This window comes from Microcoleus sp. B4-C1, from assembly GCF_036705285.1.
Lineage (GTDB): Bacteria > Cyanobacteriota > Cyanobacteriia > Cyanobacteriales > Microcoleaceae > Microcoleus.
In genome coordinates this window covers 1-15,010 of sequence record NZ_JAUBUC010000130.1, presented here as the reverse complement: position 1 = coordinate 15,010, position 15,010 = coordinate 1, and the positions used below count along the sequence as shown (strand labels likewise).

Here is a 15,010-nt window from a genome sequence, read left to right as displayed (position 1 = left end):
ACGAGCGAAATCAGCAATGTTAAAAGTTAGGATATGGGTTAAACCATGAACTAGCATAGCAGCAACTAGCCGCGCATCATGAACGTTAACACCTACAACCTTATTTGCGATCGCCAGTCGCTCCCATTCTTGATAAATTGCTTCGGTATCCAACAACAGAGGAAAAAGCTGTTTTAAGCGATTAATTTCTGCCTCTGCTTCTATTGCAGTACGCCCTAATCCATGTCTCTGAATCGGGCGCGTGCAAACGTTGCTTAACTCTCGGTTTGGACTAAGGAATGAGAATTAAATAACTTCCACAAGTTTGTGGAAGTTATTTCTCATTCCTCAGTTCCCAGGCTGGAGCCTGGGAACCAGTTAATCCTGGATGCACGTACTAGGATTTCCTGTCATTGCGAACGTAGTGAAGCAAGTCTGACTGGTGGTTGGATTTTTGCCCGTAGCAATCCCTAGTTTTTCTTGCAATTATTCAATGATTTTTTGCAGCCCCAGTACCATTTCTACAAGTTAAGCTTGGCTCAACTGCTATATTTCGGTTTTTTTCTGCTTTCTGGTTGCTGCGGGCTTTTTCATTGGTTTATTTTACCAACTTTTGTCACCGAAGTTTTTTTGACCTGAATCCTTACGAATTTTTTTATTCTGTTCTTTCAATGATGATGGTCATGTGAGCTACTAATGCACCTATCGCTCCTACTGCTGCAATGACTGGAAACAAGGCTGCACCGATGACTCCACCGACTACTCCCACCGTCAAAGGAACTTCTACTAATATCCGTCCCTCTTCATTTTTGATAATGATGCGGCGGATATTTCCTTCGTGAATCAATTCTTTAACTTTAGCAACCAAATCGTCGCCGTTAATTTTTACCTCCTCGACGCTAACTTTTTCCTGAGTATAAGCAGGGGTTTCTAGAGGAGTCGTTTCAAAATTAACCTCAGAAACTTTTTGGGCAGAAACTTTTTCAGATACAGGTATTGATTCGAGTTCTCTTGTCCCGACTGGTTCTTGTGCGCGATCTGTAGGTGTGTCCATTTTTTGTTCTCCTTTTAGGTAAAAGTATTTTTGTATAGAATGATATTGAAATATAACACGCAACTTTTTTTGAATCAATCATTCTTTTGGGTGATATTGCTGCTGCTGTCGTGATTTTATCAAGGTATGATGATGAAAATTCTCTGACTCTCTCGCTTCTGGGCTTATCCCATCTGTCCCTATCTCCTTGTGCCGTTTGGTTAACTGTCTGCTTCTGGCCCTCGCACCGCCTAATCCTTGAAAAGCGTCCAATCCAGACAACGAAAGGATGAGAGCGACTTCCACACTCTCAGAGACTCAGACTCAACAGGTGTACAGGTTGAAATACTGACATTGTACTGAAAGTACGATCGTCCCGCCGTGTATACAATTACCACCTCTCGTTCGGGAAACCGCACATGGAAACCGTCGCTTACTTTCCTCAAATGTTATTTCAATTTAGCTCAGTGCGATCGCCCAACCAAACCCCACCCCCGGATGTTCCTCAAATCAACATCTTAGAGTTTCTAATGAGAATTGCCTAAAATCAAGGGTGAGGAGAAGTAATAATCATCGAAATATTATAGCAACCAAACCAACTTCCTCAAATTGATGGTGAAGTTGGGAAAAAGTCGGGTAAAATAGAATTATTTGCTTCTGCTTCCTCTTGATTCTCCGTGTCGGATTTGCCAGCGACAGAGTTTGAATCTCAAGTTCGTGGCCCGACGGTACTTTTCTGGAAAATTTTAAGGCACATCAAGCGGATGTGTCGAATGTGAGTTTTAGCTGCGATCGCACAACTTTAGCATCTGCCGGGAAAAATTTCGTTGGTGAAGCTTTGGAGTCTCGATGCGGCTAAAGTATAAGCTGCCGAACTTGACAAATTGCTCGCCATCGGCTGTCCTTGGCTCTGAGACTACCTACAATACAATCTTCGGGTTGAGTGCGATCGGCATTGGTACAAAAAAACCGACAAGTGAGATTCATTGGCAATTGCCGGAAACCTGTTTTGCCTGAATTTTCAAATCGGGCGATCGGCTGCTGATTTGTCGCTATTCTTGTCTTATTGTAATATAATTTTACGCAAGGGGCAATACGAAATGTACTGCCACAGGTCGCAGATGTCTATCCATCTGAACCAATTTAATGTCATCAAACATTAAAAATAGTTATGACTGTTATATTCGGATTAGTAAAATCTTGGATATATAAAATTCAATACATAGTCAGGTTTCAAAGGGGTGTCTGCTGTTAAATCAATCTAACCTGCAATATCATTTCTGGTGACACCAGCACGATTTAAGGAAAAAAATCCTGCTGAATTAACTGGATTCGAGGGAGCAGAGGAAAGTTGATGACTAAGCTATAAAAAGAGTTGAAAAAGCCTTCTAAATAGTAGGCAATACTCCAGCAGCAAACCACAACTGCCAATTACCAAAGGAGGGAGCAGTGTATGAAACTGACGGGTTGAGTCCCCTAAAATCGTCGCTTGGTTTGCGATCGACTCTACAGGAATTAACCCTGTACGACTTTCTCCTAGAATCTGAGTGTCCGGGGGACGAAGTTGCTAAAATTTTTCAAGCAAACCCTTTAGTTCCCGGCATCATCATCACTCAGCAAGGAAAGTTTATAGGGATGATTTCGCGGCGGCGTTATTTTGAACACATGAGCCGCCCCTACAGCTTGGAGTTATTTTCTCAACAGCCTTTGTTCATACTCTACCGCTTTACTAAAACTGATATGTTGGTTCTCGATCGCGACACCTCAATTATGACAGCAGTGCGGCAGTCTTTGGAGCGATCGCCCGAACTAATCCACGAACCAATTGTAGTGCAAGTAGAACCGGAAACTTACAAACTTTTAGACGTACACCAACTGCTGCTTTCTCAGTTGCAAATTCACGAGTTATCAACCGTGGCGATGCGCGAGTCGCAAGCACAATTGAGACATCAAGCCCAACAGCTCGAACTTGCCCTGCTGGAACTTCAGCGCACTCAAACTCAACTAATTCAAACAGAAAAAATGTCTTCTTTGGGGCAGTTAGTAGCAGGAGTAGCTCACGAAATCAACAATCCCATCGGCTTTATTTATAGCAATTTGCACCATGCTAAAGAGTACACGCAATGTTTAATGCGGATGCTCGACATCTACCGACAGCACTGTCCCGAACCCATCGCAGCAATTGAAGCGGAAGCAGAAAAAATCGAACTCGATTATTTGCTAGAAGACTTGCCGAAAGTCTTAAATTCTATGCAGCAAGGTGCAGAAAGAGTGCGCGACATCGTTTTGTCGCTGCGGAATTTTTGCAGGTTAGACGAAGCTGAAATGAAGCAAGTCAACATTCACGACGGTATCAACAATACGATTATGCTTTTGCAAAGCCAGCTTAAAGGAAAACCGGGGCAGGAGGCGATAGAAATTCACAAAGAATACAGCGACTTGCCACTGGTGCAGTGCTATCCCGGACAACTCAATCAGGTATTTATGAATATTTTACTTAATGCAGTTTACGCTCTGGTTGAGTCTAATAAATACGAAAACGTCGATAAAAAAAACGCAGATAAGTCGCAATTAGGCGAAAAAGATCAGTCTAGTACAAAGACTCAATCATCAGTTTCTAAGTCTACCCGCCTGATTCCTACGATTCTGATTCGCACCGAGTTAATTGAGAAAAAAAAGGTAATAATTAAAATTTCTGACAACGGCCCGGGGATGACAGAAGATATTCGGAAGCGGTTGTTTGACCCTTTCTTTACTACTAAGCCAGTCGGCCAAGGAACGGGTTTGGGACTGTCGATTAGCTATGAAATTGTTGTCAACCAACACGGTGGCACATTGAAGTGCTTTTCGGAACCGGGAAAAGGAGCAGAATTTGCGATCGAAATTCCACTTCAACAGTCTTCCCTCGCACAGATTTTGCCTCGCTTTGCATGATATAGCAGAAGGAAGTTCGGCAACGAGCAATGTACGGGATTTAACGGATTTAAAATAATTAGCATCTACTCAAAGGTGGTCAGAAACCGGGTTTTTCACCCTCATATTTGCTTGCAGCGCGCAGATTCGGTAAAAAACCCGGTTTCTTAGGTTGGAGTGCGTCTAGGACTAAAGAATAAAGCCCGTCGGCTACCGCGAACCTTTGCAAACCCACTTCCACAAAGGATGACTCGGCCCCTGTTGGCGAATGCGGCGAACTTGTTGTTCCAAACCCTGTTTTTCCCGCAGGGGCAACCCTCGCACCATATTGCGACTTTGCCAAGTTAGCACTCCCAAAGTCATCCCCAAGCACAAACCTAAACCGAGAGTGGGCCAGCGATGAAAAGATAAACCATAGCGCACCGCCGCCCAAGTGAAGTGTTCTAACCACAAACCGATTTCGCGGCGCAAACCCCAAATGCTCAAAGAACCGACGCTAATCCACAGCAATATCACTGTTAACCAGCGGCCGTAAACTGTTAGTTTGTGAAGCCTTTGGACTTCAATTTCAAAAGTTTGGTCAGTAGTCATTTGTTATTTATTATTTGTTATATTATGTCCGGTCGATTACCCCTAATACGGTAGGGGCGGGTTCACGCAAAATATCAGCCAATAATTGACAATCTCCAAAACCCGCCCTTTTAATCGCTCGATTGGACATGATATTATTTGTCATTTGTCATTTTTCATTTGTCATTTGTCATTAGTTATTGGTTATTGATGATTTATTATTAGTCAGTCAACAGTTAACCGTTAACAGTTAACCGTTAACAGTCAATTAAACTTCCTCGGACTGGTTGATTCCTTCTGCGGGGACGGGGATGGAGTGGCCGGTGCGACTGCGCCACCAAGCTAGCAGCGTACTGGCAACGAAAATACTCGAATACGAACCAGCAATAAAACCGACAATCAAAGCTAAAGCAAAGTATTTGAGGGTTTCGCCGCCAAACAAAAAGATTGAAAACAATGTCAGCAGCGTGGTAAACGTTGTGTTAATTGACCTTCCCAGCGTCTGCATGACAGCATCATCGACAATTTGATCGATCGACTGTCCCGGATTTAGCTTGATTACTTCTCGCACGCGATCGTAAATTACCACAGTATCGTTAACAGAAAAACCGATAAGTGTCAAGAGCGCGACCACAAATAAACTATCAACTTCCAGTCCTTGAACTAAACCCAAAAACGAGAAAACACCAAGCGTGACCAACACGTCGTGAAGCACAGCCACAAAAGCAAAAAAGGCATAATCCAACTGAAATCGGAATGTCAGATAAGCAGTAATTCCAGCAAAAGAAACCAACAAAGCCAGCAAACCAGAAGTAAACAACTGTTTGCCGAGGGTAGGCCCAACCGTATCAATTTGAGTAGATTGAGGAGCAAAAGCGCCTATCTTTTCGCTCAAAGCTGTTTGCAAATTAGTCCGCTGTTCGACATCCAAAGTTTTTGTTCGCAGCGACAAACCCTGCTGTTCTTGGCCGATAACTTGAATGCTGCTGCCCGCTAAACCTTGGGTGTCCAGGACTTGGCGGACAGCAGCAAGATCGATGGGTTTACAATTTTCCGGTTTCGTGCAGTCGAGTTCAAATTGCAGCCGAGTGCCGCCGATAAAGTCCAAACTGGGGCGCAGTGGTGCGCGGATGTCGGGACGAGTCCAAGAAATCGCCATCGACACTATACCTGCAAGGATTATAGCGGCGGAAATACTCCACCAGAGCGATCGATATTTGATTACACTGAATTTCATAATTTGAAGGAAGAGGGAAGTTCGGCAACGGATTGTGTAAGCTGTTACGCATCTAAATTGTATTTTTGGGCGGGCGGGACGCCCACCCCACAAGAATTTGCTCGAATTTGATTGTCAAATGTAGATGCGCCTCAGCTTAACGAATGTAACGGATGTAAGAAGGAAGGAAGAAGTCAACAGTCAACAGTCAACAGTTAACTATTAGCAGTTTTCGACAAATCGGGACAGAACAACTGAGGTTTCCGCAGGGCTGGAAAGCTCAATACTACGAACAGCAGAGTGCGGCTGCACGTGAGCGCAGTAAACATACTCACTAATACGCCCAATCCCAGAGTTACAGCAAACCCTTTAACTAAACCTGCGCCCAAGGAGAACAAAGCAACACAAGCAATAACTGTTGTGACGTTACCGTCTAAAATGCTGGAAAAAGCGCGGTAAAAACCCGATTCGACCGATCGATAAAGCGATTTTCCCGCCCGCAACTCTTCGCGGGTGCGCTCAAAAATCAGCACGTTAGCATCCACAGCCATCCCGATGCTGAGCACAAAACCAGCAATTCCCGGCAGCGTTAATGTCACTCCCAAAAGCACGAAAGCTGCCCAAGTTAACAGAGCATAAATTAACAGAGAAATATTGGCAATTACGCCGGGGAGTCGATAGTAGGCAACCATGAAAATCAAGACTAAAATTAAGCCGCCTATACCTGCGTTAATACTGCTTTGAATGCTGTCTCTACCCAAGCTAGCGCCGACAGTGCGGTTTTCTACAATTTCGACCGGCACCGGCAAAGCACCGCCCCGCAATTGCACTGCCAAATCGTTGGCTTCTTGCGTTGTAAAGTTTCCTTGAATTACGGCACTTCCACCAGTAATTCCTGTTTGGGCAAATTCAACGCCGACGACTGGAGAACTGATCATTCTTTCGTCTAGGAAAATACCGATACTGCGTCCGGTGCCGGCTAAATTTTTAGTGAGTTGGGCAAATAGTTCGCCTCCTTGGGTATCGAAAACGAGAGCAACGTTCCAGTTGTTCCCAGAGGCCAAGGGTTGAGGTTGAGCGTCTTTGAGGTTTTCGCCACCGAGGCCGCTGCTTTTGAAGAGTTTGGCGATCGCCTCATTGCTTCTTGTCAAAGCAGCCTGATTTTCTTTAATAGCTGCCTCATTCGGGCTAATTTTCAGTTCTGCTTGTTTGACCAGCAATTCCTGCTGCAACTGCCTTTCAATGCCCAATTGTGCTTCTGTTCCGGGCAGTTGTTCCAGAAATTCTAGCTTGGCCGTACCGCCCAAAACTCGTTCTGCTTGCTGCGGGTCATTTACTCCGGGCAACTGCACGAGAATTTGGTCTTCTCCTACTGTTTGGACTAATGCTTCGGAAACACCCAAACCGTTAACGCGGTTTTCGACAATCCGCCGCACTGCTTCTAACATTCCCTGGTCAATTTTGGGAATTGTGGGGGTAGTTTTTACCTGAATTGTGAGTTGCGACCCTCCTTGCAAGTCTAATCCCAGCCGCGTCGGAATTGTTACTATTACAGTAATGGCGGCGATGATTAGAACAAAAATTAGGGCTAATAGGGAACGTTGTTTTTGCATATTTAATTATTAGTCATTAGTCATTGGTCATTGGTCATTAGTCAGTAGTTAGGTGCAAGAAATAATCAATCTGTGCATCCGTTTTTTAGCATCAATGTCCTGCTGGATATCGTTAGTTTTAGCGAACAACAAAAGAGTGATAACTAATGACTAATGGCTAATGACTGATGACTATTTATACTCGCAAAGCTACCATTTTTTGGACGGCTTCGACAATTTGATTGGGCTGGACAATTGTCAGTCTTTCCAAATTGCCGTTGTAAGGTGTGGGAATATCTTGTGAAGACAGGCGCAAAACCGGTGCGTCGAGTTCGTCAAAAAATCGATCGCTGATTGAGGCAATTAGTTCGGCACCGATGCCTCCTGTTTTCATGCACTCCTCTACAATAATTACTTTGTGAGTTTTGCGAATGGATGCGCCAATTGTCTCCATGTCCAGAGGTTTGAGAGAAATTAGGTCGATTACTTCTGGATCGTAACCTTCTTTTACCAGGGCGGGCACGGCTTGCATGACGTGGTGCCGCATCCTCGAATATGTCACGATTGTGACATCTTTGCCCGATCGCACAATCTCTGCTTTGTCCAGCGGCACTAAATATTCTGTTTCTGGCAAATTTTCTTTGAGGTTGTAAAGAAGAACGTGCTCGAAAAACAGAACGGGGTTATCGTCGCGGATGGCTGATTTTAAGAGTCCTTTGGCGTTGTAGGGAGTCGAACAGGCGACTATTTTCAAACCCGGTACTGCTTGGAAATATGCTTCTAGGCGCTGGGAGTGTTCCGCGCCGAGTTGCCGGCCCACGCCACCGGGCCCACGAATTACCATTGGCATTTTGAAGTTGCCGCCGGATGTGTAGCGCAGCATTCCGGCGTTGTTGGAAATTTGGTTGAAGGCCAGCAGCAAAAAGCCCATGTTCATGCCTTCGATGACCGGCCGCAGTCCCGTCATTGCTGCGCCTACTGCCATGCCTGTAAAGCTATTTTCGGCGATCGGGGTGTCGAGCACTCTAAGTTCGCCGTATTTGTTGTAGAGGTCTTTGGTGACTTTGTAGGAACCGCCGTATTGACCTACGTCTTCGCCGAGTACGAATACGGCGGAGTCGCGGGCCATTTCTTCGTCTAACGCCTCGCGGAGGGCGTTGAAAAGTAAGGTTTCTGCCATAGGAGGTGAAGCAATGATTGCAGGAGGGTCAGACTAGAATATTAACCTTTTGGGGGTGTGGATGAGGATGCGATCGCAAATTCGGCAGTTAAAACCTTAGATTTTGCAAATCTTTATCATAACATTTGTATTATGTCAATTAATTTTTAAGTCATGCAACCTTAGCTGTAGGGTGTGTCGCGATCGACAATCCTCAATAAAAAGCGACAATCTAGTAGCGACGCACCTGTGCTTGCAAGACTCGTGGAAACAAACCTATATGTAAGGTGCGTCGCCACTCGAAAAGTCGATATAATTTAGAGATTAAAAATGGCGACGCACCCTACGAATACTAAGCTTTTGTCGCATTCTATGCCGTTTAACAGCAGAAAAACACCATGATCCAGACAAAAACTCAACTAACTCTAGAAGAGTTTTTCGCTCTTCCCGAAGGAGAAGGTGATATTACCTACGAACTTATTGACGAGCAAGCAGTGCCGAAGATGTCACCTAAAAAATTTCATTCTCGCCTCACCCGAAGCCTAATAAAAATCCTCGAACAGTGGGGTGAGGAACGGGGAGAAATTGGTGTAGAATGGGCGGTAAAATTAACCAGACTGGGGCGAGACTGGGTGCCTGTACCCGATCTTTTATATGTTTCTTACGAACGCTTATCTCCTGACTGGAATCAAGATGAAGCCTGTCCTGTAGCCCCAGAATTAGTCATAGAAATTATTTCACCAGAACAAACTTTCGGTCAGTTAGCTGCTAAAGCGAGAGATTATTTAGATGCTAAGGTATTGCGGGTTTGGATAGTAGATAGCAAGGCGAGAAGCATTACAGTTTTTTACCCCGATGCAGCACCGCAGACTTATAGGGGAGATACGCTATTAACAGATACACTTTTTGATGGATTAGAATTTACGGCCTCACAGCTATTTCAAATGGCAAAAATACCATAAACTTTTTTGGGATGAGTGTGTGTTAGTTGACAAGCTATTCCATATTTAAATCAATCTTGTCAATGACGGGCATTCGATGTCGCAATTTCAACCCTAGCCAAATCCAGTCTTCCAAAGTTGAGCGCAACTCATTTTGACACTCTTTTAACGTTGAACCAAAGGCGATGACTCCCTTGCAAACAGGAATTTTCCCCACAAAGCTATGATCTTCAAGTTTGTCATACATAGCCTCAGCCATTGCTTTGTCAACGTATTCGCTCAGGATGAATTTTACAGTCATTGAGTTTCCTTTTGCTTGTCGAATATTGGAATCTCCTTCACAGTTACATCCATTATATTTGTTTGTGTCAACCTCCGGCATTTAGATTTCCGAAAAATGTTTTTGCAATAAATCGTGAATAAATCGATAACGCCGATCGCCAGTTTTTTGCAGCAACAAGCGATCGCCCGCAGCATCGAGAAAACGCTTGTAATCCCAAGGAATGTAGCCGTTCGACCACAGCACCAGGCGCAATATAAACCTTTCAATCCCCGGAATTCCCGGTAAAAAAGCACTAATTACCGCAGCAACAGCACCCGCAATTATGCCCCAAATTGACCCGGAGACTAGGCTGGCAATTAATCCCAAAATCACCCAAATCAGCCCGCCAAGCAGCTTAACTCCAAGCTGATACTTGCGCCGTTCATCGGCTGTTTGCAGCCAGCTAGACGGTATGCGATCGAGGTAAAATTCTTGAATTCCTTCCTGTTCCATCCTTCTCGCCAACCATCCCAGCCAGTAGCGAATTTGTTCGGGCCGCAGTTCCTTACCTCTGGGATACTGCTTGACTTGCCCGGTGATTTGGTGGCGAATATAGGCAGTTAAGAGATATTTGCGCTGTTCTTCGGCCGAAGTTATGCGCTTCCAAGCTTCAATTAAAATATCGTCGTAAGCCAAAGCCATCATGCTCAAAAGCAACGGAACTTTTGCCAATTTTAACAACTCCGGCTCGTGCTCAATGCTGTACCAAAGTTCGCGGCTTCTGGCTTCTAGCAGATAATTTTGGATTTTAGTTTCTGTTAAAGGTTTCAATAAAACCGCTGCTTGCAGGCGAAATCGACTTTCGCAGTTTTTGTAAGCATCAAAAATGCTGCAAGCTACTAAATGTTTGGGTTTAAATTCGCTTTCCACAAACTGATTGATTGCTTGAATGCAGCTATTTTGGCGGTAAGTTTCCACTTCGTCCAAGCCGTCGAGGAGAGGCAGCAATTGTTGTTCGGCGAGCCATTTTTTGCCCACTGCAGGAGAGATGCCGTATTTGAACTGAAGTTGAGCAATTAACCAATCGGCGATCGCCCCGGATTCTGCTTTCCATGATCCGAGTTCAAACAGCACTGGTACTGGAAAACTAGCATCTTTTTGGGCGCGGGAAATTAACACGCGAGCTAATTCTAGCAGCGTCGTAGTTTTGCCTGCACCCGTCGCTCCCAAAATTACCAATTTGCCACCGGTGCGATCGAACACTTTGGCAATGCTGGCTTTGGGAGGAAGCCGAAAACTCGGACGGTTCCCCGCTTTCACTTCCACATCCCAACAGCGGTTAACACCAACAGGCGACGAGTCTTGACTGAGGTTAGCCAGCACAGCAGCGTGCAAAGACTGCGCGAGGCCTGCTTGGACTTCCTGCTTCACCTCCTCCAATAATCGATCGCGAGGCGGTTGTAATCTCAGAGGAATCAATTTTGACATTTTATGTACCTCGCGCTGAACGCTTACTTTCGCAAATTTGCGCGCAAATAACCCAGAGCAAGATTACCATCAGTATAGGCGTCCAGTATATATTGACTCAAATTATTGCGACAATTATGGATCTGAAATTTTATCTAAAAATCCTGACCAAGAATTTCAAAGCTGGTACCCGCCACGTGATTTATCCGTGGAATCAATCCCAAATCGAAAATCTAAAATCCTCAAGCCCCCGAATTTATCTGGCGCAAGTCAATCCAAAATCCAAAATCTAAAATCTAAAATCGAATGACCCTGTGGCCCGCACTAGGTGTTTCCACTATAAATTAACTGGCGATCGCCTCAACTCCCAAACAAAAATTATTAGTATAGATACAGAGAGGGTTTTTTATGTCATTTACGAAGCGTCAAATCATCACAGTAAGCTTAGCAGGAGTGGCAACAGCGGTGGGAGTGGCTGTTGCAACTATACAGTCGGGTGCGATGAAACAATCCGATCTTCCCCTTGCAGAATCGCCCGCATCCACCAGAAACCAGATTGCAGGGCCGACGAAAAACCCTGAATCTCGGCAACCAGAACCTCTGCAAGCACAAACCCAGGTGGCAGAATCTCCGAAATCCCAGCCCCAACCGGCAAAAACACCAGCACTTGAATCCTCGCTAGTTGCAGGAGTCCCTCCACGAAAAGTTGAGCCCGTAGTTGTCACACCGCCAAATTCGGGTTGCAAAATCAGTATGGCTGTAGTCAGCGATCCGAATCCACCGCTAAATGTGCGATCGATCCCGCAAGTAAGGGGCAGCAACATAGTAGGAAAACTTAAAAATAATACCTTTGTTTCAGTCGCCGAAGAACAAAATGGTTGGCTGCGAATTACCGATCCGCCCGGTTGGATTGCCAAAAACCGCACCGAAAGCAGTTGTTCTAACGTCAATCAGCAGATTAATTTTCGGCCGGGAGGAGATGAGGCGATCATCAAAGGTCGAATTATCGGCGGCGGCACCCACTCTTACCAGATTCGCGCCAGAAAAGGTCAAACAATGACTGTTAGGAGTCGGAAAGATGTTTTCCCGCAAATTATAACTCCTCGTGGCAAACTTTTAGCCGGAGATCCTTATCAAGGCAATGAAACAGAGTGGACTGGAAAAATGCCAGTAACGGGCAATTACACATTACAATTAGACTCTAATTTCCGGGGATACGAATACGAATTTTCGGTTAAATTGCGATAATTTTCCTGACATCTGTAGGGACACGGCAGTGCCGTGTCCCTACCCGGATATACGACTTTTAATCAATAGTATAATTAAGGAATCGCCCCAAGGGATATATCAAGAATTGCAAATTTCTGCCAATCTTCCGAATCAAAGTGCCACCATTCGGTTGTGATACCCATAAATCCGTGTTTTTTCATCGCATCCTTAAGCACTTGACGATTTTTCCGAGATTCTGCGCTGCCGCCTTGATAATCTCCGTGAGCTTTTTCGGTAAAATCATCGTAAGGTGTAGGCATTTCTAATTCTTTGCCAGTGCGATCGACTAAAGTCAAATCAATAGCAGCACCGCGATTGTGTCGCGAACCCCTAGCAGGATTAGCAACATAGCGCGGATCTGGCCAAGCTTGCCACATTTGCTTAGTCACAGAGAAAGGCCTGTAGCAATCGTAAACTTTCAAACCCAATCCGATTTTTTCCAAATCTGTTTGAACTAGCCCTAACTTTTGAGCAACAGAACTTCTCAAGGCGCATTTCGATATAGGGTAAAGCTTTCGTTTCAAGAAATTGTTAGTAGTGGCGTACCGGATATCGAGACGAATGTTGGGATTTACTGTGCGGATGTCAACCAGTCGCGCCCCACTGGGAAGTTGACTCATGAAAATACTTTCAGGTACTACGGGGTTTGGTTCTGGTTGGGTAATTTGCACTTGTGGCGGCTCCTGGGCGCTAATAGATGTTGTATAATTCAGTGTGGTTGTAGATAGTAATATTAGAGCGAATACAATTAAATATTTTGTAAATCGGTTTAATTTCATAGCTGTGTTAAGTGGATATTTAATAGAGTTTTTACATTGGATATTTTGGGGAATTTTCGCGCTTTTCGTGTTGTCTGTCATCCCGCCAGACCGACAGGGGTTGAAACCCCTGTCTCATAGCTAAAGTCCTCTGAAGAGGACTGAAATATTTCTGTAAAACTTTTATTTTATGAGTCTTTCAGTCGGTTTTAACCGACTTTAGCTATGAGACGGGGGTTTTAACCCCCGGCGGACTGTGGGACAAGCGCGAGAACGCTCGATCTCTTCTCTCTCTCTCTGAGTAATTTTTAATTGTTAATTATCCTCAAATTCCCAAGCGCTGATACACTAAATCTAAGTGCCTCAATTGATACTGCGGATCGAAACAATCATCAATCTCTTTGGTTGTCATCTTAGCTGTTACCCGATCGTCCTTAGCAATTAAATTGTAGAAATTGCCGCCCGGTTTGTTCCAAGCTTCGTGAGCACAAGATTGCACAATTTTGTAGGCGTCTTCGCGACTTGTGCCTTTTTCTACTAAGGCTAACATCACCCGCTGGCTGAAGATGACTCCGCCGTAAAGGTTCATGTTTTGCTTCATGTTTTCGGGATAGACTAGCAGGTGTTTTACTAAGTCTGTGGTTTCTACTAACATGAAGTGAGTTACTGTAGAACTGTCAGGCAAAATCATCCGTTCTACGGAACTGTGAGAGATGTCTCTTTCGTGCCAAAGTGCAACGTTTTCTAAGGCTGCGACGGCGTTGGCGCGGACAATTCTCGCCATTCCTGTGAGTCTTTCCGATCGAATCGGGTTGCGTTTGTGGGGCATGGCGGATGAGCCTTTTTGCCCTTTGGAAAAGAATTCTTCGACTTCGAGAACGTCGGTGCGTTGCAGGTTGCGGATTTCTACTGCAAAACGCTCGATCGATGCTGCTAACAGTGCTAAGGTTTGGACGTATTCGGCGTGTCGATCGCGCGAAATGACTTGAGTGGATGCGGTATCCGGTTCGAGTCCGAGGTTTTGACAGGCGATCGCTTCAATTCGCGGGTCAATATTAGCATAGGTTCCGACTGCACCGGAGATTTTGCCGACTGCTATGGACGATCGCAAATTCACCAATCTTTCTCGGTTGCGAAAGACTTCTGCCAGCCATCCTGCTAGTTTAAAGCCAAAGGTGATGGGTTCGGCGTGAATTCCGTGCGATCGACCAACCATGACGGTATTGCGATGCTGTTGAGCCTGATAGCGAATAGCTTGACTCAATTCTTCGACACGTTCTAACAAGATATTGACGCTGGCGACTAATTGCAGCGCCAAAGCGGTATCGAGCACATCGGAACTGGTTAAGCCGAGGTGAATGTAGCGGCCGGCATCGCCTACATATTCGTTGACATTTGTCAAGAAGGCGATCATGTCGTGGCGGACTTCCGCTTCTATTTCGAGGACTCGTTTGGGGTCAAAATTAGCCTTAGCTTTGATTTCTTCGACTGCGGCGACGGGGATGTAGCCGAGTTCGGCTTGAGCTTCGCAGACAGCGATTTCTACTTGCAGCCAGGTTTTGAGTTTGGCGGTTTCAGTCCAGATGTTGCCCATTTCGGGCAAGGTGTAGCGCTCTATCACGGTGGGAGTTGGGGAATGCGATCGTCCTATTGTACATCTGCGAGGCGATGCAAGACTCAGAAACCCTGTTTCTCAAATAAACTCGGTTTTTGTAGTTTGGGCGATCGGCTACAATATCCTAAACCTCGTTACCTGGCATTCTTATCTATTCGCCTAAGTAGGTCGGCGGGAAAATCCATAAGTATGTAACAAAATATTAAGTCGGGTGACTGGACTTGAATTTAATACGT

At 45.1% G+C, this 15,010-nt stretch carries 14 protein-coding genes; 5 read left to right on the top strand and 9 right to left on the bottom strand.

Features of this window, described 5'->3' with window-relative positions; genetic code table 11:
* Positions 1-634: 634 nt before the first annotated feature.
* The gene (locus QUB26_RS29510) at positions 635-1,033 is read right to left on the bottom strand and encodes a DUF4342 domain-containing protein (RefSeq protein WP_333054502.1); all 399 of its coding nucleotides are present in this window, start codon (positions 1,031-1,033) and stop codon (positions 635-637) included.
* Between the two features lie 398 nt (positions 1,034-1,431).
* On the opposite strand from QUB26_RS29510, the gene QUB26_RS29505 reads away from it, so the two are divergent.
* The 3 genes from QUB26_RS29505 (at position 1,432) to QUB26_RS29495 (ending at position 3,946) form a co-directional block, all read left to right on the top strand.
* Positions 1,432-1,557, top strand: coding sequence for a hypothetical protein (locus QUB26_RS29505; RefSeq protein WP_333236649.1), 126 nt, complete (start codon positions 1,432-1,434; stop codon positions 1,555-1,557).
* A 304-nt stretch (positions 1,558-1,861) separates the two neighbouring features.
* Positions 1,862-2,029 carry a hypothetical protein gene (locus tag QUB26_RS29500; RefSeq protein ID WP_333252445.1) on the top strand — a complete coding sequence of 56 codons (168 nt, stop codon included), beginning with the start codon at positions 1,862-1,864 and terminating at the stop codon, positions 2,027-2,029.
* A gap of 432 nt (positions 2,030-2,461) precedes the next feature.
* Entirely contained in the window at positions 2,462-3,946 is a 1,485-nt protein-coding gene (locus QUB26_RS29495) for an ATP-binding protein (protein WP_333236647.1), read from the top strand.
* A gap of 189 nt (positions 3,947-4,135) precedes the next feature.
* On the opposite strand, the gene QUB26_RS29490 is transcribed toward QUB26_RS29495, so the two are convergent.
* From QUB26_RS29490 to QUB26_RS29475, 4 genes are all read right to left on the bottom strand, one after another.
* The gene (locus tag QUB26_RS29490; RefSeq protein WP_333054499.1) at positions 4,136-4,516 is read right to left on the bottom strand and encodes a hypothetical protein; all 381 of its coding nucleotides are present in this window, start codon (positions 4,514-4,516) and stop codon (positions 4,136-4,138) included.
* Positions 4,517-4,763: 247 nt separating this feature from the next.
* On the bottom strand, positions 4,764-5,732 hold the full coding sequence (gene secF, locus QUB26_RS29485; protein ID WP_333236645.1) for a protein translocase subunit SecF: 969 nt from the start codon (positions 5,730-5,732) through the stop codon (positions 4,764-4,766).
* Between the two features lie 194 nt (positions 5,733-5,926).
* Positions 5,927-7,324, bottom strand: coding sequence for a protein translocase subunit SecD (gene secD, locus QUB26_RS29480; protein WP_333236643.1), 1,398 nt, complete (start codon positions 7,322-7,324; stop codon positions 5,927-5,929).
* Positions 7,325-7,499: 175 nt separating this feature from the next.
* Positions 7,500-8,483, bottom strand: coding sequence for an alpha-ketoacid dehydrogenase subunit beta (locus tag QUB26_RS29475; protein WP_333109434.1), 984 nt, complete (start codon positions 8,481-8,483; stop codon positions 7,500-7,502).
* A gap of 377 nt (positions 8,484-8,860) precedes the next feature.
* Between QUB26_RS29475 and QUB26_RS29470 the strand changes: the two genes are divergently transcribed.
* Entirely contained in the window at positions 8,861-9,424 is a 564-nt protein-coding gene (locus tag QUB26_RS29470; protein ID WP_333320872.1) for a Uma2 family endonuclease, read from the top strand.
* Between the two features lie 34 nt (positions 9,425-9,458).
* Here QUB26_RS29470 and QUB26_RS29465 read toward each other — a convergent pair whose 3' ends face one another.
* Both QUB26_RS29465 and QUB26_RS29460 read right to left on the bottom strand, forming a co-directional pair.
* A complete protein-coding gene (locus tag QUB26_RS29465) occupies positions 9,459-9,704 on the bottom strand; it encodes a type II toxin-antitoxin system HicB family antitoxin (protein WP_333320870.1) in 246 nt (81 codons plus the stop codon).
* An 81-nt stretch (positions 9,705-9,785) separates the two neighbouring features.
* Complete coding sequence (locus QUB26_RS29460) at positions 9,786-11,153, bottom strand: NACHT domain-containing protein (RefSeq protein ID WP_333320868.1); 1,368 nt, start codon at positions 11,151-11,153, stop codon at positions 9,786-9,788.
* A 387-nt stretch (positions 11,154-11,540) separates the two neighbouring features.
* Between QUB26_RS29460 and QUB26_RS29455 the strand changes: the two genes are divergently transcribed.
* Positions 11,541-12,380 carry an SH3 domain-containing protein gene (locus QUB26_RS29455; RefSeq protein WP_333320866.1) on the top strand — a complete coding sequence of 280 codons (840 nt, stop codon included), beginning with the start codon at positions 11,541-11,543 and terminating at the stop codon, positions 12,378-12,380.
* A gap of 74 nt (positions 12,381-12,454) precedes the next feature.
* On the opposite strand, the gene QUB26_RS29450 is transcribed toward QUB26_RS29455, so the two are convergent.
* Together QUB26_RS29450 and purB are read right to left on the bottom strand one after the other, a co-directional pair.
* Entirely contained in the window at positions 12,455-13,180 is a 726-nt protein-coding gene (locus QUB26_RS29450) for a M15 family metallopeptidase (protein ID WP_333201983.1), read from the bottom strand.
* Positions 13,181-13,484: 304 nt separating this feature from the next.
* Complete coding sequence (gene purB / locus QUB26_RS29445; protein ID WP_333320864.1) at positions 13,485-14,780, bottom strand: adenylosuccinate lyase; 1,296 nt, start codon at positions 14,778-14,780, stop codon at positions 13,485-13,487.
* Positions 14,781-15,010 lie beyond the last annotated feature (230 nt).

Bases quoted from the DNA above. Each gene is read 5' to 3' on its own strand.
- QUB26_RS29510 (WP_333054502.1), bottom strand. From the start codon at position 1,033: ATGGACACACCTACAGATCGCGCACAAGAACCAGTCGGGACAAGAGAA.
- QUB26_RS29505 (WP_333236649.1), top strand. From the start codon at position 1,432: ATGGAAACCGTCGCTTACTTTCCTCAAATGTTATTTCAATTTAGCTCA.
- QUB26_RS29500 (WP_333252445.1), top strand. From the start codon at position 1,862: ATGCGGCTAAAGTATAAGCTGCCGAACTTGACAAATTGCTCGCCATCG.
- QUB26_RS29490 (WP_333054499.1), bottom strand. From the start codon at position 4,516: ATGACTACTGACCAAACTTTTGAAATTGAAGTCCAAAGGCTTCACAAA.
- secF (WP_333236645.1), bottom strand. From the start codon at position 5,732: ATGAAATTCAGTGTAATCAAATATCGATCGCTCTGGTGGAGTATTTCC.
- secD (WP_333236643.1), bottom strand. From the start codon at position 7,324: ATGCAAAAACAACGTTCCCTATTAGCCCTAATTTTTGTTCTAATCATC.
- QUB26_RS29475 (WP_333109434.1), bottom strand. From the start codon at position 8,483: ATGGCAGAAACCTTACTTTTCAACGCCCTCCGCGAGGCGTTAGACGAA.
- QUB26_RS29470 (WP_333320872.1), top strand. From the start codon at position 8,861: ATGATCCAGACAAAAACTCAACTAACTCTAGAAGAGTTTTTCGCTCTT.
- QUB26_RS29465 (WP_333320870.1), bottom strand. From the start codon at position 9,704: ATGACTGTAAAATTCATCCTGAGCGAATACGTTGACAAAGCAATGGCT.
- QUB26_RS29460 (WP_333320868.1), bottom strand. From the start codon at position 11,153: ATGTCAAAATTGATTCCTCTGAGATTACAACCGCCTCGCGATCGATTA.
- QUB26_RS29455 (WP_333320866.1), top strand. From the start codon at position 11,541: ATGTCATTTACGAAGCGTCAAATCATCACAGTAAGCTTAGCAGGAGTG.
- QUB26_RS29450 (WP_333201983.1), bottom strand. From the start codon at position 13,180: ATGAAATTAAACCGATTTACAAAATATTTAATTGTATTCGCTCTAATA.